At 64.6% G+C, this 20,956-nt stretch carries 18 protein-coding genes; 12 read left to right on the top strand and 6 right to left on the bottom strand.

Features of this window, described 5'->3' with window-relative positions; genetic code table 11:
- From KA354_19180 to KA354_19165, 4 genes are all read left to right on the top strand, one after another.
- The coding region (locus tag KA354_19180) for a cytochrome C biogenesis protein (protein ID MBP7936770.1) at positions 1-211 on the top strand (211 nt) is incomplete at its 5' end.
- A 171-nt stretch (positions 212-382) separates the two neighbouring features.
- Complete coding sequence (locus KA354_19175) at positions 383-976, top strand: flavodoxin family protein (protein ID MBP7936769.1); 594 nt, start codon at positions 383-385, stop codon at positions 974-976.
- Between the two features lie 52 nt (positions 977-1,028).
- Entirely contained in the window at positions 1,029-1,427 is a 399-nt protein-coding gene (locus tag KA354_19170; protein ID MBP7936768.1) for an arsenate reductase ArsC, read from the top strand.
- A 217-nt stretch (positions 1,428-1,644) separates the two neighbouring features.
- A complete protein-coding gene (locus tag KA354_19165; GenBank protein MBP7936767.1) occupies positions 1,645-3,177 on the top strand; it encodes a metallophosphoesterase family protein in 1,533 nt (510 codons plus the stop codon).
- Here KA354_19165 and KA354_19160 read toward each other — a convergent pair.
- Positions 3,151-4,248 (bottom strand): NAD-dependent epimerase/dehydratase family protein, encoded by a 1,098-nt coding sequence (locus KA354_19160; protein MBP7936766.1) that lies wholly within the window; start codon positions 4,246-4,248, stop codon positions 3,151-3,153. The two genes, KA354_19165 and KA354_19160, sit on opposite strands and share 27 nt — an antisense overlap.
- A 112-nt stretch (positions 4,249-4,360) precedes the next feature.
- Positions 4,361-4,954 carry an SIS domain-containing protein gene (locus KA354_19155; protein MBP7936765.1) on the bottom strand — a complete coding sequence of 198 codons (594 nt, stop codon included), beginning with the start codon at positions 4,952-4,954 and terminating at the stop codon, positions 4,361-4,363.
- A 75-nt stretch (positions 4,955-5,029) separates the two neighbouring features.
- On the opposite strand from KA354_19155, the gene KA354_19150 reads away from it, so the two are divergent.
- Positions 5,030-5,974, top strand: a complete 945-nt coding sequence (locus KA354_19150; GenBank protein MBP7936764.1) for a hypothetical protein — start codon at positions 5,030-5,032, stop codon at positions 5,972-5,974.
- Positions 5,975-6,317: 343 nt separating this feature from the next.
- On the opposite strand, the gene KA354_19145 is transcribed toward KA354_19150, so the two are convergent.
- Positions 6,318-7,427 (bottom strand): sugar phosphate isomerase/epimerase, encoded by a 1,110-nt coding sequence (locus tag KA354_19145; protein ID MBP7936763.1) that lies wholly within the window; start codon positions 7,425-7,427, stop codon positions 6,318-6,320.
- A gap of 333 nt (positions 7,428-7,760) precedes the next feature.
- On the opposite strand from KA354_19145, the gene KA354_19140 reads away from it, so the two are divergent.
- Positions 7,761-8,270 carry a chemotaxis protein CheX gene (locus KA354_19140; protein MBP7936762.1) on the top strand — a complete coding sequence of 170 codons (510 nt, stop codon included), beginning with the start codon at positions 7,761-7,763 and terminating at the stop codon, positions 8,268-8,270.
- Between the two features lie 43 nt (positions 8,271-8,313).
- Complete coding sequence (locus KA354_19135) at positions 8,314-8,709, top strand: response regulator (GenBank protein ID MBP7936761.1); 396 nt, start codon at positions 8,314-8,316, stop codon at positions 8,707-8,709.
- Positions 8,710-8,866: 157 nt separating this feature from the next.
- On the opposite strand, the gene KA354_19130 is transcribed toward KA354_19135, so the two are convergent.
- Positions 8,867-9,271 (bottom strand): NUDIX domain-containing protein, encoded by a 405-nt coding sequence (locus KA354_19130; protein ID MBP7936760.1) that lies wholly within the window; start codon positions 9,269-9,271, stop codon positions 8,867-8,869.
- Positions 9,272-9,878: 607 nt separating this feature from the next.
- On the opposite strand from KA354_19130, the gene KA354_19125 reads away from it, so the two are divergent.
- Positions 9,879-10,976 (top strand): DegT/DnrJ/EryC1/StrS family aminotransferase, encoded by a 1,098-nt coding sequence (locus KA354_19125; GenBank protein ID MBP7936759.1) that lies wholly within the window; start codon positions 9,879-9,881, stop codon positions 10,974-10,976.
- 100 nt (positions 10,977-11,076) lie between these two features.
- Here KA354_19125 and KA354_19120 read toward each other — a convergent pair whose 3' ends face one another.
- Positions 11,077-11,727 carry a protein-L-isoaspartate(D-aspartate) O-methyltransferase gene (locus KA354_19120; protein ID MBP7936758.1) on the bottom strand — a complete coding sequence of 217 codons (651 nt, stop codon included), beginning with the start codon at positions 11,725-11,727 and terminating at the stop codon, positions 11,077-11,079.
- Between the two features lie 114 nt (positions 11,728-11,841).
- Between KA354_19120 and rlmN the strand changes: the two genes are divergently transcribed.
- Complete coding sequence (rlmN, locus tag KA354_19115) at positions 11,842-12,942, top strand: 23S rRNA (adenine(2503)-C(2))-methyltransferase RlmN (GenBank protein ID MBP7936757.1); 1,101 nt, start codon at positions 11,842-11,844, stop codon at positions 12,940-12,942.
- Between the two features lie 270 nt (positions 12,943-13,212).
- A complete protein-coding gene (locus tag KA354_19110) occupies positions 13,213-15,996 on the top strand; it encodes a DUF4091 domain-containing protein (GenBank protein MBP7936756.1) in 2,784 nt (927 codons plus the stop codon).
- Between the two features lie 27 nt (positions 15,997-16,023).
- Here the strand turns inward: KA354_19110 and KA354_19105 are convergent, their stop codons facing one another.
- Positions 16,024-19,635 carry an SUMF1/EgtB/PvdO family nonheme iron enzyme gene (locus KA354_19105; GenBank protein MBP7936755.1) on the bottom strand — a complete coding sequence of 1,204 codons (3,612 nt, stop codon included), beginning with the start codon at positions 19,633-19,635 and terminating at the stop codon, positions 16,024-16,026.
- Positions 19,636-20,204: 569 nt separating this feature from the next.
- Between KA354_19105 and KA354_19100 the strand changes: the two genes are divergently transcribed.
- Both KA354_19100 and KA354_19095 read left to right on the top strand, forming a co-directional pair.
- Positions 20,205-20,510, top strand: a complete 306-nt coding sequence (locus KA354_19100; protein MBP7936754.1) for a response regulator — start codon at positions 20,205-20,207, stop codon at positions 20,508-20,510.
- 27 nt (positions 20,511-20,537) lie between these two features.
- Positions 20,538-20,954: a hypothetical protein gene (locus KA354_19095; protein ID MBP7936753.1), complete on the top strand. Its 417-nt coding sequence runs from the start codon at positions 20,538-20,540 to the stop codon at positions 20,952-20,954.
- Positions 20,955-20,956: the final 2 nt, after the last annotated feature.

Raw genomic sequence — 20,956 nt, 5'->3', positions numbered from 1 at the left:
CGCGACGACCAACGCTCTCTATGGCGCGGCGTTGTTGCTCGTGTACGGCATCGGGCACTGCTCGGTGATCGTGGCCGCGGGAACGTCGACCGAAATGGTGCAGCGATACCTGGACTGGAACGAGCACTCCAAGGGCGCGGTGATCCTCAAGAAGGTCTGTGGCGTCCTGGTTCTGCTCGGCGGGTTGTGTCTGTTGTATACGGCCCATTGACCGACCGGGCGCGCCAAAACGTGTGAACATTGACTTCTTCCAAGGAGACATGCGATGAAACAGAACTGGTCACGACGGGGATTCCTGGAGGTCGCTGGAACGGCGGTGGCTGCCGGTGCAATCGCGAGTGCCGGTACCGCCCATGCCGCCGAGGGGACTTCCGCGGGAAAGATCAGGATCGTCGGGGTGTGTTGCAGCCCCCGCAAGGGCAAGACGACCGCGGCAGCCATGCAAATCTGCCTGGATGCCGCCAAGGCGGTGTCGCCGGATGTGGAGGTCGAGTTGATCGAGCTGGCCGGCTTCAAGATCCCCGGCGGGGTGGCGGCCGGCATGCCGCTGGAGCCGGGCGAGAAGGACGATTTCCCGGCACTGACCGAAAAGCTCGGCAGCCCCGTGGTGGCCGGCATTGTCGTCGGAACGCCGGTCTATTTCGGGAACATGAGCTCGCTGTGCAAGGCGTTCATCGACCGCTGCATGGTGTTCCGCAAAAACAACTTCGTGCTCAGCAACAAGGTCGGCGGCGTGTTGGCGGTCGGCGCTGCCCGCAACGGCGGCCAGGAGTTGACCACGCAATCCGTCCTTGCGGCCCTGTTGTGCCAGGAAATGATCGTGGTCGGCGACGGCAAGCCCAGTGCTCACATCGGCGGCACACTGGTCAACGACGGCAAGGACAGCATCAGCGGCGACGAATTCGGCACCGCGACCGCCAGGAACCTCGGTCGCCGCGTGGCGGAGGTGGCTCTGCTGGTCAGGCGTACCAAGTAGGCCGCATGCCGCGGCGGCAAGAACGCTACTCTGATGACGACGCGAGGAGAACATGCGCAGGTTACGAGTGTTGTTCCTTTGCACCGGCAACTCGTGTCGAAGCCAGATGGCCGAGGGCTGGGCGCGCCATCTCAAGGGTGATGACCTCAAGGCCTGCTCGGCGGGTATAGAAACCCACGGCCTGAACCCGAACGCCGTGAAGGTCATGGCCGAAGCGGGTGTGGGTATCTCGGGGTATCGTTCGAAGAACGTGGCTGAGTTGAAGGATGTGCCTTTCGATTTCGTGGTCACGGTCTGCGGGCATGCTCATGAGACATGCCCCATCTTCCACGGCAAGGCGAGGGTGATTCATGTCGGTTTCGATGACCCACCCAGACTCGCGGCTCTGGCAGCGGGGCCGGTCTGGGCGACATCGTGCTCGAACCCAAGAGCGACTACATCCGGGCCATAACCGGGTTCCAAGATCCACTCTACAAGAGCATCGCCGAGCAGCTCCCGCATGGCACGACGCCGGCCGATTGCATCACCAGTCTGAACGTCACCGCTCGTAAGCCGGCATCGTGCAGGTGCGGATAGACGTGAGTCACGAGGTGGCGGGTGTCGACATCCGGTCTCGGGATACCGCCGTGTCTCGTCCCGGCGTGCTTGGGTCGTATACAATACCCATCATGGCGAAACGTTCCGAAGTCAAACGCCCGTGGCCTTTCCGCGGGTGGATGGTAGTTGCTCTCTCGCTCCTGCTGTCGGCGGCCTCAGGCCAGGAGCGCAACTCACGAACGGCCCTGCCAAGCCAGGACGATACCGCCACCTCACCCTCGACACCCGAAGTCGCCGTCAGCCGGTTCATGCTCACGACCGTCACCGATACGACGGCCGTCTTCACCTGGGAAACGAATCGGCCGACCGAGACGATCATCCGCTATGGGAAACACGGAGAGCGCCTGGACCGGATCGCAAGGCCCATGCCCCCCGGCGGGTCCGGCCAGGCGGGCGGCACTCCGGTTGCGTCCTCTTCCCGGCGGTTTGAGCACTGCGAACTCCGGGGCCTGCGGCCGGGGACACGATACGACTACGCCTGCCAGGTCGAGCACGACGCAACGACCGGTCAGGCCAACGGTCAGTTCACCACACTCATCCCGCCGCCGGGCGAGGAGCTGTTCTCCTTCGCCACGATGACCGACACGCACGTCGGCCAGCAGATCGTCGCCCGGCTCAGCCTTCGCGGGAAGCTCATCAGCCCAGGCACACGTTGGCCCGAGCCCAATCGGCCCTTCTGGCGCCTGGCGGTCGGAGCCGCGATCGATGAAATCAATGCCCGCGGCGCCGCCTTCACCATCATCAAAGGGGATCTCACCGACGGATCGACCGCCAACGAGTTCCCGCAGGCCAGGCAGCTCTTCGATCGACTGACTCGTCCCTATCGCGTCGTCCACGGCAACCACGACGCGGCCGCCCCTTTCCTGCAGACATTCGGCCTCGCCAAGCCCTGGTACAGCTTCAACCATCAGGACATCCATCTCGTCATTCTCGACACCGAACCGATGGTGAACGACAAGGATCCGGTCCTGGACGCCGAGTTGAACTGGCTGGCCCGGGACCTTCGCGATCATGCAGACCGGTGGACCTTCGTGCTGCTGCACCGCCCCATCCTGCCCAAGCTGGAAAGGGCCTCGGGAGAAGCCCTGACCGAGGAACTGCTCCAGCTGGGAAGCGGTTTGCTCGGCAAGATCTACGGGAGCGGGGCCGCGCACACCATCGACCTCGCCACGGGCAAGACCCCGAGCGTCTCGCCCAACGCCGCCCGGAAGCTCGCCCCCCTCCTCCGCGCCCATGGCCGGATCGCCGGCGTCTTCGCGGGTCACCTGCACCGCAACTACGTCGGCTACTGGCCGGAGGAGACGGGCAACCTCCCGTACGTCGAGACGGCCTCGACCAAGGAGTACCCTTGCGGGTACGCCATCACCCGGGTCTTCACCGGCGGCTACATGCAGAGCTATCACACCCCGCGCGATCCGCAGTGCCTGCACTGGTCGGCCATGACTCAAGATGCCTACGCCCGGCTTGGTCTGCACAGCAAGGCGGGAGATCTCGCCGAACGCAACTTCGTCGTGTCTTTCGACGAGTTGTGCCTGTCGCCCCGGCCGCCGTCCGGCGACAGCTCCCGGCCCGGCCAGTCAGAAGAAAACCTTCGCCAGCCGTAGGATACCCTGCTTCCAGGGAACGCGGTGGGATACGCCTGAGGTGCCGGCGAACTGGTCCAGATGCTCCAGGTACCAGCGGTAGTTGCGGACCAGAGCCTGCTTGTTCGAGTATCGGGGCTGGAATCCCAGCACCCGCTGGGCCTTCTCGATCGAGACGAACGAATCCTCGCAGGCCGTTTCGTAGACCCACTTGTACAGCGGCGAGAGCCCCAGCCGCTCCAGCTGTCGCAGGGTCCAGATGAGCGGACGGGCCGGAAAGGGCTTGATCTTCTTGCCGAAACCGGCCTCGTCCAGAACCGCCTGAAAATCCTCGCCCATGGTGGTGAACTCGGCCGCACCGATGTTGAACACGTCGTTGACCCGCTCACCGTCCAGTACGCAGCAGAGGTAGATCGCTTCGCAGAGATCCTCCACGTCGAGAAGCTGGTAGCGATTACGCCCCGAACCGATCATGGGAAAACCGTGACCCTCGTGGGCCCAGTCGTAGAAGATGGCGAACACGCCGAGCCGCTCAGGGCCAATGAATGACTTGGGCCGCACCATCGGAATGCACATGCCGTGGCGTCTGCGGTACTCGAGGCAGACCTCTTCCGCTTCGACCTTGGCCTGCCCATAAGGCCCCACGCCCTGCTTGCGATCATCTTCCCGGAGAGGATGATGGTCGGGGATGCCATACACCGCGGTCGAGGAGACGTGAACGACGCGCTCGACGCCCGCCTCCAGCGCGGCCTGAAGCACGTTCCGCGTGCCATCCACATCGGTCGAGAAGATGTCCTCGGGCTTGTACAGCGGTAAGGCCGCCGCGGCGTGAACCACGCATCTCGCGGAGCGCACGGCCCTTCGAACGTCCTCCGGCCGCCGGATGTCGCCGAGGTGAACCTCGACGCGGTCGCGACAATCGGCGTAATCGAACGGGGCCACATCCAGCGAGGCCACCTGGTGCCCTCGGGCGAGGAGGTACCGCACCAGATTGACCCCCAGAAAGCCCGCACCACCGGTGACCAGGTAGCGGCCACCGGTCGATCCCGGCTTGCTGACCGCGTCTCCCCGCGCATCCTGCTGAAGACTCATGCACGCCCCTCTCGACACAGCATCGCGAACCCGCGCGACCCTGCCATGACCGCGTGATCCCCCGGGGGCAACGCGGGGTGCAGGGCCGACTATCGGGGTGAGAAATCGCCGCTCACAGATTGTCCGTGCGGGCCTTCCGCCCTAGGTACCCGCCGTGATGCCGCAGGCCGTAGTCGTGCTTGGTGACCCCCTTGAGCTCCATCAGGGCCAGGGCGATGGCGTCACTGATCGCCAGCATCACCGCGATACTCGCCGACGGCGTCAGACCCAGCGGGCAAGGCTCCTCGACGATACCCATGTCCAGAATGATGTCGGCCAGATCGCGAAGGTGCGAGTCGGGATGCGAGGTGATGCCGATGATCGTCTCGAGACCCAGGTGCCGGCCCAGATCGAGCATCTCGATGACTTCGTTGGTCTTGCCGCTGGTCGAGAACGCGACGATGCAGTCATCTTTGTCCACCAGCCCCAGATCGCCGTGGGCGGCCTCGCCCGGGTGAATGTAGGCGGCCGGCGTCCCCGTGGAACACAGCGTGGCGGCGAACTTGCGGGCAATGTGCCCCGCCTTGCCCATCCCGGTGGTCAGCACCTTGCCCCCGCAGGCGTTGATCGCCCGCACCGCCCGCTCGAACTCGGCAGTCACATTCACCGCGGTAATGGCCGCTGCCTCGCGGGCCAGGATCTCCCTCATTCGCTGTTGTATGTCCACGTCGGTGTGATAGCCGCGTTTGCCCCCCATGGCAAGAGCGTTGCCCGACCTCGAGCCCGCCGCTACCTTCTTGACATGCGAATCGCCTTGGCCGCGCCGCCCGATTTCGACTTCGGCACCGCCGTCTGCTCGCACGGCTTCTTCGTCTTGGCTCCCAACGCGTGGGAGCCGGCAACCCGTACGCTGCGAACGGCGATCACCCTCGACCAGGACGCCGCCGTGGCCGTCGCCGTCCGCGAGTCGGACAAGAGGCAACTGCTCGTGACCTTGACCGCCAGGCTGTCACGGCCACAGGCGATGGTCGTCCGGACCGCCGTTCGCCGGATGCTCCGGCTCGACGAGGACTTCTCCCGTTTCCACGCCCTTTGCCTTGATTCGCCATCCCATCGCCCCGCCGCCGACAGGCGTTTCGGCCGGCTGCTCCGCAGTGCCACACTCTTCGAGGACATTGTCAAGGTCATCTGCACCTGCAACGTCGCTTGGCGGCAGACCGTGGCCATGATCGCCAAGCTGGTGGAACACTGGGGCATACCCACCGGTCAGGGAACGGGGCGAGGTTTCCCCACCCCGGTCCGCCTCGCCGCCGCCGGTCCGGCCGACCTCAAACGGATCGCCCGCGTGGGCTACCGGGCCGACTACCTGCACGCCCTGGCCGTCGACATCGCCGAGGACCGGACCGACCTGGCCGCTCTGGAACACTTCGCCGGACCGACCGACGAACTGTACCGCAGCCTCCGCCGCATCCGCGGTGTCGGCGACTACGCAGCCAGCAACCTCTGCATGATTTTGGGGCGTTACGACCGACTGGCCGTCGACACCGAAATGCTCCGTCTTCTCAAAGCCCGCCATCCCCGTCGCCGGTTTACCCCCGCCGCGCTCCGCCAGTATTACACCGCTTGGCAGCCCTACCAGTTCCTCGCCTATTGGTTCGAACTCTGGCAGGACTATGTCGCTCGCCACGGCAACTTGAGCGCCTGGTCAGCTCAGGAAGAAGGCCCCCGGATCACCACCGGCCGATGACAGCCGCGGCCGCACTTCCGAGCGAAAACACCGCCGCCCCGGCCATGCCCTCTCCCGCCAGCTCGATGTCTCCAACCAATCCGGGACACCCGCTCGATCGTCGAGGAGACCCGCAGCTCTCGGCCCCAGGAAATCACAATCGGGGTTTTTACCCACATCCATGACTATTGTTTTCTGCTTGTTTTGATCGATAGGATTACACAGCAGTATTCAACCCGGCGGGAAATAGGCGGAACAAAGAGAGCAGCGGCGTGGAGTTCTCTTCCACCCGATCATGCTCTCTGTTTTTGCGCCCCGCACAGCCGAACGACCCGGACCCTCCTGCGACCGTCGATGGCCAAGCTCACAGTCCCTTCGCCCAGGCGAGAAACTTGCTCGCCTCAGCCAGCGGATCCAGGGTGTTGAAGCCTTCCAGGTACTCGACCACGTAGAAACCCCGGTACCCCGCCGCCTCCAACTTGGCCACGATGCCCGCGAAATCGATCGGCCCCTCGCCCCACGGCATCTGAATCGTATCCCAACTCATCCCCCCGGCCCGAAAACCGGTGCCCTGCACCAGCGGGTACAGGGAATCGAAGCTCCGGCCCTGGTTCGGGCCCGCGTAGTAATGACTGGGGTCGAGCGTCAGGCCCAAGCCCGGTACCTCCTTGCACAGCTTCTCAGCATCGGCCGGCAGTTCCGTGACTTGGTTGGCGTGTGTCTCGACGGTCAGAATCACACCCGACGCGGCCGCGATTGCCTGCAAGGCCTTCAGCTTCTTGACCTGGTCGGCCCAATCAGCTCCCTTGGACGGAGCCATGATGTTGATCAACCGGGCCTTCAGCCGGGCGGCCAGCTTCACCACCAGCCGGAAATCCTCCTCGTATTCCGCGTACGGCTTGATCTCCACCGCATCCAGCGTCAGGTTGGACACCTTCAAGCGGTTGGCCGCCAGCACCGATTCAACCCGGCCGGCCTCCTTCTCGAAGTCCTTGCGCATCTCGACCACCGACGCGTGCGGGGCCCACGACAGACAGGACAGATCCATGTATGGATAGCCCATCTCGGAAATCGACTTGGCGACGGCCTCCAGCGGCTGCTTGATCTGGACCAGCGACGAACACGACACCCGGTCGGCAATCTTCAGCCTGGCCGGGGCCGCCAGGCTGCCCGGCTTGGACGCCGCCTGATCCGCGGTCACGCTCTGGCTGGTGGGCACATCTCTTGAATCGCAGCCCGCCAGGACAACCACCACTGAGCAAAGACCACCCACCATCATAGCCCGCGCGATCAGTCGCATATCCGTACACTCCGTCAGCTCGAGCCTCAATCCACGTTTCCGATGGACCACGGCATTCAGACTACCCCCGGTCACCTCGCTGGACAAGTGGACTTCATCGCGGTCCTCCGCCAGAGGGATTCGAGACGCTCCGCATCGGCGGCGAGAATCCCATTGCACGCGAACCGTGAGCATGCCGGAGCATCCTCATGACATCTTCCGCGCCGCGGAGGTCCCGTAACGTCCGCCCGCGGTTGAGGAGCGCGACCGCCCCAAGACCACCGCAGGCAGCGACACCGGCGATCCGTCCCGGCGTTGTCTCCGGCTGTCCGTCCGCTCGAGATCCGAAAAGGGAAGCGACGCAGTTACGGGACGTTTCCCAACCGTTTCATCACCCGGCGGAAAACTGAGCGGGTCCATGTTCATGGAGCCTCGGGTTCCGACCGATACAGCGTTCGGGTGGCCGTGGTGCGTATCCCGCGAAGTACCCGGTTTGGGAAGGCTCCCAGCAACGAAGAGGCAGGGATCATGGACGTCAGATTCATCAACCCTTTCATCGGGTCTGTGAAAAACGTGTTCAAGACTATGCTGGCGACGGACATCATCGTCAGCAAACCGGTGATCAAGGAACACGATGAGGCTAACGCCGATGTCTCCGCCGTCATCGGGCTGTCCGGCGATGCCAGCGGCTGCGTGGTGCTGTCTTTCCCTACGCGGACCGCAGCCGCCGCCGCCAGTAAATTCGCCGGCGCCGAGATGGATGAAAAAAACCCCGATTTCGCCGACGCACTCGGCGAACTCGCCAACATGGTGGCCGGTCACGCCAAGGCAAACCTCGAAGGTCTCAACCTGAGCATCTCGTTGCCCAGCGTGATCATTGGCAAGGAGCATACCGTGTCTCAGTCAAGAATCGCTCCGCGACTTTCGCTGCCCTGCGATTCGTCGCTGGGACGGTTCGCTGTGGAAGTCGTTCTGGTGGTTGAGAAGAAGCCGGCCGCGGTGAGCGCCGCACCCGTTCCAGCGGGGGTGGGCGCCTGAGGCATCAGGGACGGTTGGTGTCTGAACCAGGAGCAGGTGGACCATGAAGATCCTGTTGGTTGATGATTCGCGGACGATCCGGAATATTCAGAAGAACGTCTTGGCCCAACTCGGCTTCAAAGACGTGGTCGAGGCGGCCGACGGAGTCGAGGCCCTCAAAATGATCGGCGAGAGCAAACCCGACATGGCCTTGGTCGACTGGAACATGCCCAACATGGACGGCATCACCCTGGTCCGCAAAATCCGCGAGACCGACAAGCAGATGCCGCTCATCATGGTCACCACCGAAGCGGAGAAGCGGCGGGTGATCGAGGCCATCCAGGCCGGGGTGAACAACTACGTGGTCAAACCCTTCACCGCAGAAACCCTCGGCGAGAAGATCAACGCCACCCTGGCCAAAGCCGGCATGGCTCCGACCGCCGCAGCGGCCCCCGGCTGATCGCCGGGCCAAACTCCGTGCAGGACTCCACCTGGCATGCCCGAACGCCGTCCGCGAAACCGAGGCGTGCGGGCATGTCTGCCTGGAACACGACCACGCCCCATGCCCAACAGTCATCCCCAGAATCGCCTCGCGGAATCGGTCATAAAGCAAAAACCTATTTCCTGTCTAAAAAAGACAAATGGGCGACAATCTCGCCGTTCGCTGGCGGCATGGGCAGAGCGGCCAGCTCACTCAGCGAAACGAAGCGAACCTCATCGATGGCCGGACTGCACACCGTAGGCGAGCCTTCCACGACTTGACACCGAACCAGGTGAAGGACCACCCTTTGTCCGTCATGTTCCGTTGCTACCTGCCCGACGTCCCCCACCGCAACGACCCTCAGGCCGGTCTCCTCCCACACCTCCCGAACCGCCGCTGCCGCCGGCGTTTCCGTTCCCTCGACCTTGCCGCCAGGAAACTCCCAATGACCGGCGAAAACCCGTCCCGGAGCGCGTCGGCTGACCAGCCAGGAACCCTGGCACTCCACCAAGGCAAGCGAGACTTGGATGTCGCGAAGCATGCCAGCACCTCCTGGCCCCTCGACAACTCAGCCGGCAAGACACGCCGCCGGCAGCTCCCAACCGACCCGCTCCCGCCAGATGTGAATACCCAACAATGGGTAATATCGCTCGACCAGCTTTTTGCAGATTTTGTCAGATTCTTTGCCGAAGAGCAACCTCCTACGCCAGCGGCACTTGCGTCGCGGGGTCGTAAAGGGCCAACTCGCTATCTTCATAACTCTATATATAGTATGATGTTAGCGCATTCATGATCCGTGACCGTTTCGCCGATGCATTGGTTGACATGGCGGCGAAAAGCGTGCTATATTCGCCCCCAGAGCAGTAACGCTCCCGATTCTCGGCTGTCTTAGCCGTGGCGCACTTCCGGGATGGGACATGAGTCCTGGCCCGGAAGTTTTTTGCGCCCCCCACCTCTGATCCTTCATCTTCGATCGCATCAGCATTCGCCATCTCGAGGTCAGCATTCATCATCTCGAGGATCGCCGTACGAGCAACGCGTTGCACTCGCTGACTCGCTCTCACCTGTCTGTGCGGCCCGGACTAGGCGACACCGACCGACATCCGCGGCTGTTGTGATCGGCGGACGATGCGGCGATACTGTCGACCATGAAAGTGCCACTCCTTGACCTTGCGGCTCAGTATCGGTCGGTCGAATCCGAGGTCCGCGCCGCCGTCATCCGCGTACTTGACTCACAGCAGTACATCCTCGGCCCCGATGTGGCCTCTCTGGAAGCCGAACTGGCCACCCTCACCGGTGTCCCTCACGGTATTGGCGTGAGCAGCGGGACGGACGCCATCCTCGCCTCACTCATGGCCCTTGGCATCGGACCAGGTGACGAAGTCATTGTTCCGACCTTTACTTTCTTCGCCACCGCCGGTTGCGTCAGCCGTACCGGCGCCAAACCCGTGTTCGTCGACATTCTGCCGGACACATTCAACATCGACCCGGAAGCTGTCGAGGCGGCCGTCACGCCGCAGACCAAGGCGATTATCCCCGTCCATCTGTTTGGCCAATGCGCGGACATGGATCGCATCATGGAGATCGGCAATCGGCATGGTCTGTACGTGGTTGAAGACAATGCCCAGGCAATCGCGGCCACCTACAAGGACAGGCCGGCCTGCAGTTTCGGAATTGTCGGCACGCTCTCGTTCTATCCGACTAAGAATCTGTCGGCGGCCGGCGAAGGGGGCATGATCCTCACCCGCGATGAGGCTCTGGCCCAGAAACTGCGGTTCATCCGTGATCACGGCCAGAATCCGCGCTACTACTACCACTTCATCGGCGGCAATTTCCGACTGGGTGGGATTCAAGGCGCGGTCCTCCGGGTGAAACTCAAGCGGCTGGCCGACTGGACGGCCGCCCGCCGCCAGCGCGCCGCACGCTACGACGTCGGCCTCAGGGATTCGTCCGTGCAGACACCCGCAGTCCTGCCTTGCTGTGAGCCTGTCTACCACCAGTACACCATTCGTTCGCCGCGCCGGGACGCGCTGCAGAAGTACCTGACCGACGCCGGGATCGCATCGGGCATCTACTATCCGCTGCCGCTCCACCTCCAGCCCTGCTTCAGAGATCTGGGCTACAAGGAAGGTGCCTGCCCCGTGGCCGAGAAGGCCGCCAAGGAAGTCCTGTCGCTCCCGATCTCCCCCGAAATGACCGAGGACCAGCAAGACTACGTGATCCAGACCATCCGACAGTTCAAGTAGGCAGCCTCAGGGGCAAGCAGCAAGCCTTCTGATCTCGGAGCCGCGGTTCAGGGTGACGGCCCGCGCCCGGCATGCCACCCGTCCCCGAGCCCTGGGCACCTCACTGGCTCCACGCCTCCCGGCCGATCAGCTTCACAAACCGGCACAGGAAACGCGGCGTCTCCTCGATGCGGCCCGCCGAGCAATGCACGAGGGTGAGAGTCTGTTCACCTTCCTGGCCGACGGGAATGACCATCCGTCCCCCCTCCGCGAGCTGCTCGATCAGCGATTTCGGCACATCCGGGGCGGCCGCTGTGACCATGATGCGATCGAAGGGGGCCATCTCCGGCCAACCCAGACTCCCGTCCCCGGTTCGATAGATGACGTTTCCGATGTCCAGTGAATTGAGCAAGGTCTGAGCCTGCTGCCGGAGAAGCGGCAGCCGCTCGATGGTGTACACTTCGCGAGCCAGTCGTGCCAAGATCGCGGTCTGGTAGCCCGAGCCGGTGCCGATTTCCAGAACGCGGTGTTCCGGCTCGACGTCAAGGTACTCGGTCATGACCGCGACCATGAAGGGCTGAGAAACCGTCTGGCCGCATTCCAGGGGCACCGCACGATCGCTGAACGCTCCATGCTGCTCCGCGGCCGGGATGAACCGCTCCCGTGGTATCTCGGCCATGAGTCGGAGCACCCGCTCATCCACAACGCCGCGGGCCCGGATCTGCTCCTCGACCATTCGTTGACGGGCTTCAAGACAAGGATCGGTGACCATCGCAGACCTGCTTCCTGGCACGACCTGCATCTTATCGCCGTCGGCTTGGGTGTGTCCATTCCTCGCCCCAGCGGGTGTGTCGCACCCTGGTCACGACGACCGTACAATGAGACCATGAACAACCCGGTACGCCGACATCTCCTGGAGGCAACCCTGGACGATCTCGGTCGATACTGCGCCCAGTGCGAACTGCCCGCCTACCGGCCCCGGCAGGTGCTGGACTGGGTCTACAAACAGGGCGCGGCCGATTTCGCAACCATGACCAACCTGCCAAAAAGCCTGCGCCAACAGCTGGCCAAGGACTGGGTAATCCATACCGCAGCCGAGGCCAGGCGGCAGGTGGCCTCCGACGGCACAACCAAGCTGCTGTTGGCATGGCCAGACGGGGCAACCAGCGAGTGCGTCCTGATCCCGGACGACAAGCGGCGCACGGCGTGCATCTCCAGCCAGGTGGGATGTCCGGTCGGGTGCGCGTTCTGCGCCAGCGGACTGAACGGCCTGCAGCGCAACCTGACCGCCGGACAGATCGTCGAACAGGCCATGCGAGTCCGCGAACTCTGTGCGGCCGACCCGGCAACTCCCGAACGGCTGGGCAACATCGTACTCATGGGCCTCGGCGAACCGCTGGCCAACTACGACGCGGTGCTCCAGGCGGTGTCGATCATCAACGCCGAATGGGGCATGGGCATCGGAGCTCGGAGCATCACCCTCAGCACCGTCGGCCTGCCCACCCGGATCCGCCAGCTGGCCGGCGAGGGTCTGCAGGTCAATCTGGCCATCTCCCTCCATGCTCCCACCGATGAGCTGCGGCAGGAGTTGATACCATGGGCCCGCAACGTCTCCATCGCCGAGTTGACCGACGCGGCCCGCGACTTCTTCGAGCGGACACACCGCGAAGTCACCCTCGAATACGTCCTTCTCGGCGGGGTCAACGACACCCTTGAGCACGCCAATCAACTGGTCACCCTCTGCCGGCGGATGCGATGCAACGTCAATCTGATCCGGTATAACCCGGTGCCGGGCCTGCCGTTCGAGCGACCCACATCCCAGATCACGCACGCTTTCGTCGATCGGCTCCGCGAACGCGGCGTCAATGCCCACGTGAGAAAAGGTCGCGGTCTGGACATCGACGCGGCCTGCGGACAGCTTCGCCGGGCCACCGGCAAGCCGGTCACTGATGACCTGGTTCCGGGTCCCAACCAGCCCACTCCCTAGCCCCCTCCGATCCCGGCCCCAAGGCAGCCACGCCGGCATCAACCCTGACCCCGATGCCGGAGATGACGGACTCCATGAGAAACAAATACCGGCGACCTCGAGTTCGTTCCGAGCGCGCGTCCGACAGGCGGCACCCGCGGCCGAGGCGGCGGGCTCGTGCCGCCCTCCGTTGGCCGGCGGCCGCCGCTCGGATTCCCCATGGCCTCGCGGAATCACTATACTCCCACCATGCACCGAGCAGGATCCCCACATGCCTGTTGCATCGTTCTGTTGACGAGCGTTTTCTCCAACCAGCTCCTTCTCGGTGACCCGGGTCCGCTGGAGAGCGATGCGGGGCATGTCATCACCATCCCCCAAGTGGGGTCTTCACCCGTGAGTGCCGATTTGAGTCGCCCGCCGTGGACACAAGCGGCGGTCGTCACCGGTTTCACAAGGCTGGGGGAGCGGCGGTTGGCGGCCGAGCAGACCTGGGTGTACCTCGCCTACGAAGCCGAGGCCCTGCGGGTGGCGTTCCGATGCCAGGGGCGAAGCGGGGCCCGGTTGAAGCAAGCCGCAAGCCAGCCTGACGACAGAACCTGGCGCGATGACAGTATCGAACTACTGCTCGACCCTTGGCACTCGCACCAGCGATTCATCCACTTCGCAGTGAACTCGGCCGGCGTGGTCTATGACGCGTGGGAGCGCCGGCGAGAGTGGAACGGCCGCGCCGAGGTCCAGACCGCGTCCGACGACAAGGGATGGACACTGGCCATGAGAATCCCGTTCGCCGAGCTGCGCCGGTCCATGCCCGTGGAGGGAGACGCCTGGGCGGTCCAATTCTGCCACAACAGTTCGCGGCCGGAGCGGAGCACCTGGGCACCGACTCGGGGCAGCTACCAGACACCCGAGGCGTTCGGGCACATCGTCTTCGGGGGGAAGAGAACAGCCGTGGCTCGGTTCCGGAAGGTCGATCCGGTGACGATGGGCGAGAACCGGCTGGCGCTGGATTCGGGCGGAGATTTGCGCTTCGTGGCCGAGGAAAAACAGAACGGCGAGACCAGCGGCCGGACAGTCACACGCCGACAGGAAGGAACCGTCGGGGCGGACGGCAGTGTGTCCTTTGCCCTGCATGACGATCGAATCCGCAGGATTGACTTGCGCCTGGTCGATGCGACCGGCACCGTCTTGGCCCGGTGCTGGTACCCGATGACCTCGCCGGAAGTGGCCGCCAGGGTGCCGATCCTGCGAAAGCGGTTCGACGAGACCAGAGCCGGCCTGAGCCAATGTCCCGCCCTCACGCGCCACCCGCTCAGCGAGGTGTTGGTTGAGGCCGAGCGGCCGCTCAATGAGGCCGAGCGCATCACCGCGGATCCAAGGCTGCACGGCGGCGAAAACTGGGAGCGGCTCCAGAAGTTGGTCACCGACCTGGCTCTGAAGTTGGACCAACCCTGGTCATACGCTCGAACACGAGCCGTGATCCCGAATGCCGGTTTCGCCATTGGGCTGGCCGGCCCGATGGAGAAGGTCATGATCAAGGACTTCCCCTTCGAGGGGGCCATCGACGATCACTACGACCTTTCGCTCGCCCGCAACGAGCATGAAGGATTCCAGGTGATCGTGATTCCGGTGCTCTCGGCGCTGGCCAAGGCATCGGTGACCGTGTCGCCGCTCAAGTCCGCGAGCCGCACCGGCGATGGTGCGGACACCACGGTGAGCGTGGCCCTGGTCGGTCACGTCGATGTGGCCGACCAGGTGCGCTACGACGCGGACTATCACGGCTGGTGGCCGGACCCCCTGCTGGACTTCCAGACCACCGGTGATGCCCAGCCCGGCGAGCATGTCGCCTTCTGGATCGACGTCGCCACGTCGGCGCGGACGCCGGCCGGCGACTATCAGGGCACGGTGACGGTCAAGGCCGATGGGCAGGCCCCGATCGAACTGCGACTGAACGTCCGGGTGTGGGATTTTGAACTGCCCCGGCGCGGACACCTGCCCAACGCGTTCACCTACAACGAGCCCGTGACCCGCACGTTCTATCGCGGAACATGGAACGAGGAGCTGGCTCGCAAGTACCACGATCTGATTCTCGATCACCGTCTGAACATCGATCACCTGTACCGCGGCGACGCACCGGACATCGGAGTCGTGAAATACGGCGTGTCCAGGGGCATGAACGCATTCAACGTCGGCGGCGAGTTTCGGCACGATCAGCCCAAAAACCCCGAGCGCCTCGCCCGATATGTCGAGAGGCTCAAGCAGGAGGGGCTGTTCGATTACGCCTACGTGTACGGCTTCGACGAGGTCCAGGCGGAGAAGTTCGCGGAGATGAAGGAGACCTTCGCCTTCGTGCATCGGCGATACCCGGGGCTGGAGACGATGACCACCGCCCAAGATCGCTCCTTTGGCGCTCGGACCGGGCTGCGCGAGGTGGTGGATATCTGGGTCCCGTTGACCGATGCCTACGATCGCGCCGAGGCCCGCCAGCTTCGAGCCGAGAGGAAGAAGATGTGGTGGTACGTCTGCATCGTGCCATCCCACCCCTCCGCGAACTGGTTCATCGAATATCCGGCTATCGAGTCGCGGCTGCTCACCGGCGCGATGAGCTACAAGTACGAGGTCGACGGCTTCCTCTACTACCTGATCAACGAATGGCAACCGAACCGCCGGCCGATCGCCCAGGGGCCGTATACCGAGTGGAACCCGGCCAGCTACAGCGAGAGGAAGGACCCCAACGACAGGGAGAAGATCACCGCCTACGCCAACGGTGACGGCAGCCTGATCTGCCCCGGCCCCAACGGACCACTCTCGACCGTGCGGCTGGAGAACATCCGCGACGGGTTCGAGGACTACGAATACTTGTACCGGCTCAAGGAGCTGACCGGGAAGATCGTCACCCTGCCGGAGACCCCGCAGCGCAAAGCCTGGCTGGAGCGGGCGGGCCAACTGCTGGCCGTACCGGACAACGTGGTCCGCACCACGACGGACTACACGCACGAGCCCACCCGGCTGGCAGCCTTCAGGGCGACGGTGGCCCAGACCATCATCGAGGCAACCAAGCTGCACGTCGGGCCGTGAGCCCCGGAGGTACGCCCCACCGCCAGCTCATCGCGGATGGAACAGCTCCGCCGGGTCACTGGCCCAGTAGGGCGAGAAACCTTCGATCGAGAGGATCCTGGCCTCGTCGATCTGCAGCGACCAGCCTGCGACCTCACCTTCGATCGGAGCCTTGAGTTCAAGTTCGTATCGGCCGGGATCCTGGAAATCGATGAAATGCCGCACCACGGCGACCGGCTTGCCGGCCGGGTCGTAGAGGCTGACCCCGTGGAAGCCCTCGCCCACCGCTTCGAAACGAATCTTCACCTGCTCGACGCCCTCGGTCAGATAGCCGTAGGCCCGAGGAAGCAGAAAGGGCAACTGGACGCAGCCGGGATCGTGCACCGTCATTCGCGCGCCCGCATCGCGCTGGATCTGCCAGCCCCGGACCCTCGCCCCGGTCAGGCGAAGGCGATAGGTGTCCTGGCCCGCCAGCGTGAACACGGCTGCTTCAAAGAAACGGGCCGCGTCGCACAGCTCGAAGACCCGCACCGTCCGACCGGCGCCATCGAGCAGCTCTGCCTTGCCCTCCGCGAGCCCCTCGCGAATGACCATGACAGGGGCGGGGCCCTTCTCGGCGGGTCGCAGGCACACCTCGACTTCCGCGCTTCTGAACCGCGTGGCCTTCCACTTGGCCGGCTCGGGCAGCGGGCCGGGCACCTTGTCGAACAGCGGCAGCAGGTTGTACCGGACGGCGAACCGTGGGAACCGCCAGGCGTGGGTCTCCTCAGCCTCGGCCGAGCGGTCCATGAGAAACTCGAGCGAGCTCCGCCAGGTGCGCTCCACGGCGTCGATGAACCGCGGATCACGCGTCCGCCCGGCCGCCCAGCAGTACGCGTTCAACGTCCGACAGGCGTACTCCGGGTAGAACCCCAGGGTCCGGCCGGCAACCTTCAGAATGCCCTCGGCCAGCTGCGGATCGCCGTTCAGCGCCTGCACGCTGAGCATGCCGTTCATGGCGATGCCATTGAAGAAGGCGATGCGGTTGTCCCAGCGGATCGCGAACTTGCCCGTCGACGCCTGACCGGCGATGAGGCGGTGGCACAAAGCCTCGGCCGCGTGAAGGTAGCGCGGCTCGCGGGTGACCTCGTAGAGCCCAGTGAGAGCGTACAGCGACCAGCCGATTTGCCGCTCGTTGCCGGTACCCTGACCCCTCTCGAGGTTCCCGGCGATCCAGTCGCCGACCCGCATGGCCACCTCCAGCGAGCGACGTTCACCGGTCAGCAGATGGTGCAGAAGCAGGCCGCGCACGAAGACGTGGCCGAGGTCGGCTTCGGTCGTGGTGTGCTGGGGACTGTGCTTCCAGGGGTGCCCGCTGTGGTGATTGACGTCGATGTCCGCCTGGTGGCGGGCCATCGGCTCGGCCACGTCGATATACCACGTCTCACCGGTGCGCAGATACTGAAACATGAAGTTCAGGTGCACGTCGTATTCGAGATCGGCGTAGGCGTTCTTGCCCTTGTAGGGCCCGCCCATGTAGGCGTCGCCGAAATCGCGCATACCAAACGGCATCGCGTTGAGCCAGGCCCGCATCGCCGAGTCGCGCCAGCATTCCCAGTAGGGCAGGAGCGCGATGACCTCGCGGGTTCGGGGCAGAATCCCACCAGCCGCCTCCGTGCCGCACATCCACGCCGGAGGCATCGTGATCCGCAACGGATCGAGATCAACATGCTCCGGCGGCGTGGCCGCGCATTCGATCACCAGTTCGTGCGTCTTGGCCAGGCCGGCCTCCCATTCGAAAGGCTTGTTCCCCGCCCACAGCCTCGCCCCCACGGCATCCGCCGTCACCAACAGGCTCTTGGGGCAGTTCTGCCAGAAGTGCCGCAGGCCGAGCGTACACCAGCCCTCCTCGAGCTGCACAGCCAGCCAGCCGGGGTGGCGATGGCCCTGATAGTCCTTTCCGCCAGGCTGATGAACCGTGTAGCTGAGATCATCAGGCTGGAGCACCTCGGTCCGCTCCGCGGCCGGCAGCACAAGAGCCTCCTGCTCCGTGCCGACGATGAGTCGAGCCGGCGCGCCGCCCCGAACGAAACGCACCGCCAGATCCGCCAACCGAATCACCGGGGCCGGTTCATCGAATGGCTGCCTGCGGGGAGCCAGATGAGTCACGGTCAGCAAGAGACCCAGCCGTCCGCAACCCGCCGCCGCCAGGACCCGCAGCTCATACTCCAGGGCCGACTTCCGGCCGTTGATGTCACCCAGCCAGCCGCTCAGCCGCACCGTGGCATGCTGCTCGCCACCCTCTTCCACCTGAATCCTCTCTGCAGCAAGAGCGTGTAATGAGAGTGACACGCCATCAGTATCCACCTGGGCTTCGATGCTCATCCTGCCGAGCAATGGCGAACCGTCGTGCGAACCACGATCGCGAATCGTTACCCGCTCAACAAGATCGGCGGGCGTGAGGCGGGCAACGATGCGGCCGGTGTCGATCGTGACCACGTCACCGGTCCGCTGAAGGCGCAGACCAGGCGCAAGCGGGGAGGCGACCGGACACTCGCCGGAGACTTCCACCTGAAGTGGCTGTCCCGCCTCGCCGGCAAAGTCGAGCAGGGCCCACCGAACCGAACCGTCTTTCCACCTCGAGAGAGCCCTGGCCGTCATGGGCACGACCGCTCCGTCGGCCTTCACCAGCCGCAGACTCGCCCCCTCCTGGATTCTGCCTTCGGGAAGAGGGAACCCGGCACGCACGTGCCCCCGCTGTCCCGGCTCACCCACGATCGTGATTGGCACGCGACCGGTCGTCAGCAGAGCCTCGTATTCCAGTTCGTCGGAGAGCCTGGCAGGTTCACGCAGCGAAGCTTGAAGGCCATCCTCCGCCTCCTTCAGCACCGCCTTCGGATCGTACGCCGGATGCTCCGGATCTACATCCATGACACAGCGGAACCCGAGCGCGTCGTGGGCTCCGTACGGCACCAGGCGCGCCCGCTGAGCACATCGGCCGGTGTTCGGCTGACCGTAGAAGTAGGTCGCGCCGCCGCCGCGGACAGTCTTGTATTGCCGGCCGAAGTGGATCGACCGGGCAGCCGAACCGGGGTAGACCTCGAACCAGTCGGCGGTCCACTCCCAGGCATTGCCGGCCATGTCCAGACCGCCGCACGGGGACGCACCTGCCGGATGGGTGCCGACCTCGACCACATCCTTGTCCTCCGCCAGGTTGCGGCGGGCCACTTCGTCGATCTGGCCCCATGGAAACCGCCGACCGTCGATCCCACGCGCCGCCTTCTCCCACTCCGCCTCCGTCGGCAGCCGCTTACCCGCCCAGCGGGCATAGCCCATGGCGTCGTACCAGGTGATGTTCGTGACCGGCAGCCGCTCGCGGCCCCGGGGCGACCCCTGCTCCGCCCAGCCCGTCGGCGGCCTGCTGCCGGTCTCCTGCAGGAAGCGAGCGTACTGGCCGACGGTCACCTCGGTCTTGTCGATGTAAAACGCAGGCAGATCCACCCGACGAGACGGCCCCTCCTCAGGCCTGCCTTCACCGGTGCCCATGATGAATGAGCCGGCAGGCACCAGGACCATCACCCCCCCGTCCTTGCCGGTCACCGCCGCGGGCGCCGCCTGGCCAGGGCCAGAGGCCGTGCCAGCCAGAAAGACCACAACGAAAACCAGCCCCCCGAGGTTCATGAGACAATCTCCCGCGACCATCGACCGAAGAGCCGCTTTCGTACACCGTGCAGTCGCCGCAGTAAACCGCCCGCGGCGGCCGGACCAGCCCGTGCTCCAATACGCCGAGATGCTCGCCGCAGTGCGCGGGCCTACCGTCCAGAATGGGGTGGATGCCGACCACCAGTGCTTTCGACGCTCACGACACAGAACACCGCGGACCCCGGTCAGGGGTGAGCGGTATTCTACCGCCGCTCTCTCCGCAGGCAATTCCGCGGATCACCCTCCCATACACCGTTGGCGAGATTATCAGACCTGCCTCTCCGGCTCCCCCTGCACCAGATGCACCCGATCACCGACCCGAGCCGCCCCCCCGGGCCCTGGCTCACCGTTTGCTCAGCATGGGCCATCCGCCAACCGATGAACAAGGGGCATTCTGCACGGCAAGCCGGCCGGACCACGACTGAGGAGACCGTATGGATCCCACGGGGCGTGCGACGCGTACCCAGCCGCAGGTGATCGACGTCGATAAGAACAAGTGCGTCAACTGCCACTTCTAGCCCACCCTCAGACGCAGGAGAGGCGAAGCCATGAAGATACTCCATGCCCACGACGACGCGACCTCGCGCATCGCTCTTCGCCACATCCTCAAGGCCGAGCCGACGTGGCAGATCACCGAGGCTCGGGACGACCAGGCCGCCTGGGATCTGCTGGAGGGCGGATTGGAGCCGAATCTGTGCCTCTTCGACATCAAGATGCCCCGATTGAACGGTCACGAACTCGTCCAGCGAATGCGATCCGATCCGCGATGGCGCAGCATGCGCGTGGCCATGATTTCCAGCGTGCGAAACCGCGAGATGATCCTGTCCCTGGCAGCACTGCAGATCTCCGCCTAGCTGCTCAAGCCTTACGTCGCCGCCAACGTGCTGGACACGCTGCGACGAGCCCTCCGGTGCAACGTCACCGGCTCCGTGACCAACCCCGAAGCCGCCATCCAACGCCTGTGCCTGACACCCCCGCGCTACCTCGAACTGCTCACCAAGTACGTGGTGGTGCTCGACAGCCACCTGGCCGAGGTCCGCGAGGCAGCTCAACACAACGACCGCATGAAGGCCGCAGAACAGCTGGACAACATGGCGGTGGAGTGTATCAGACTGGGCGCCGAACGCTTCGGCGCATTCGCCCTCGACGTCGGCAAGGCCTTGCGGACCCCAAACACCGAGCCACCCAATCTGTGCCCGCTCGAGGAAGAACTGATGAACCTGCAGGCGGCGTGCGAACGACTCAAGGACAGTTTCTCCAGAGAACGCCACGCGGTGCTGGGCGGCTCCTATCGATGAAC

Source organism: Phycisphaerae bacterium (genome assembly GCA_018003015.1).
GTDB lineage: Bacteria > Planctomycetota > Phycisphaerae > UBA1845 > PWPN01 > JAGNEZ01.
The sequence above is the reverse complement of the archived record's forward strand: the minus strand, read 5'-3'. Positions and strand labels throughout refer to the sequence as shown.

Bases quoted from the DNA above. Each gene is read 5' to 3' on its own strand.
- KA354_19170 (MBP7936768.1), top strand. From the start codon at position 1,029: ATGCGCAGGTTACGAGTGTTGTTCCTTTGCACCGGCAACTCGTGTCGA.
- KA354_19165 (MBP7936767.1), top strand. From the start codon at position 1,645: ATGGCGAAACGTTCCGAAGTCAAACGCCCGTGGCCTTTCCGCGGGTGG.
- KA354_19160 (MBP7936766.1), bottom strand. From the start codon at position 4,248: ATGAGTCTTCAGCAGGATGCGCGGGGAGACGCGGTCAGCAAGCCGGGA.
- KA354_19150 (MBP7936764.1), top strand. From the start codon at position 5,030: ATGCGAATCGCCTTGGCCGCGCCGCCCGATTTCGACTTCGGCACCGCC.
- KA354_19145 (MBP7936763.1), bottom strand. From the start codon at position 7,427: ATGCTCACGGTTCGCGTGCAATGGGATTCTCGCCGCCGATGCGGAGCG.
- KA354_19140 (MBP7936762.1), top strand. From the start codon at position 7,761: ATGGACGTCAGATTCATCAACCCTTTCATCGGGTCTGTGAAAAACGTG.
- KA354_19135 (MBP7936761.1), top strand. From the start codon at position 8,314: ATGAAGATCCTGTTGGTTGATGATTCGCGGACGATCCGGAATATTCAG.
- KA354_19130 (MBP7936760.1), bottom strand. From the start codon at position 9,271: ATGCTTCGCGACATCCAAGTCTCGCTTGCCTTGGTGGAGTGCCAGGGT.
- KA354_19125 (MBP7936759.1), top strand. From the start codon at position 9,879: ATGAAAGTGCCACTCCTTGACCTTGCGGCTCAGTATCGGTCGGTCGAA.
- KA354_19120 (MBP7936758.1), bottom strand. From the start codon at position 11,727: ATGGTCACCGATCCTTGTCTTGAAGCCCGTCAACGAATGGTCGAGGAG.
- rlmN (MBP7936757.1), top strand. From the start codon at position 11,842: ATGAACAACCCGGTACGCCGACATCTCCTGGAGGCAACCCTGGACGAT.
- KA354_19105 (MBP7936755.1), bottom strand. From the start codon at position 19,635: ATGAACCTCGGGGGGCTGGTTTTCGTTGTGGTCTTTCTGGCTGGCACG.
- KA354_19100 (MBP7936754.1), top strand. From the start codon at position 20,205: ATGAAGATACTCCATGCCCACGACGACGCGACCTCGCGCATCGCTCTT.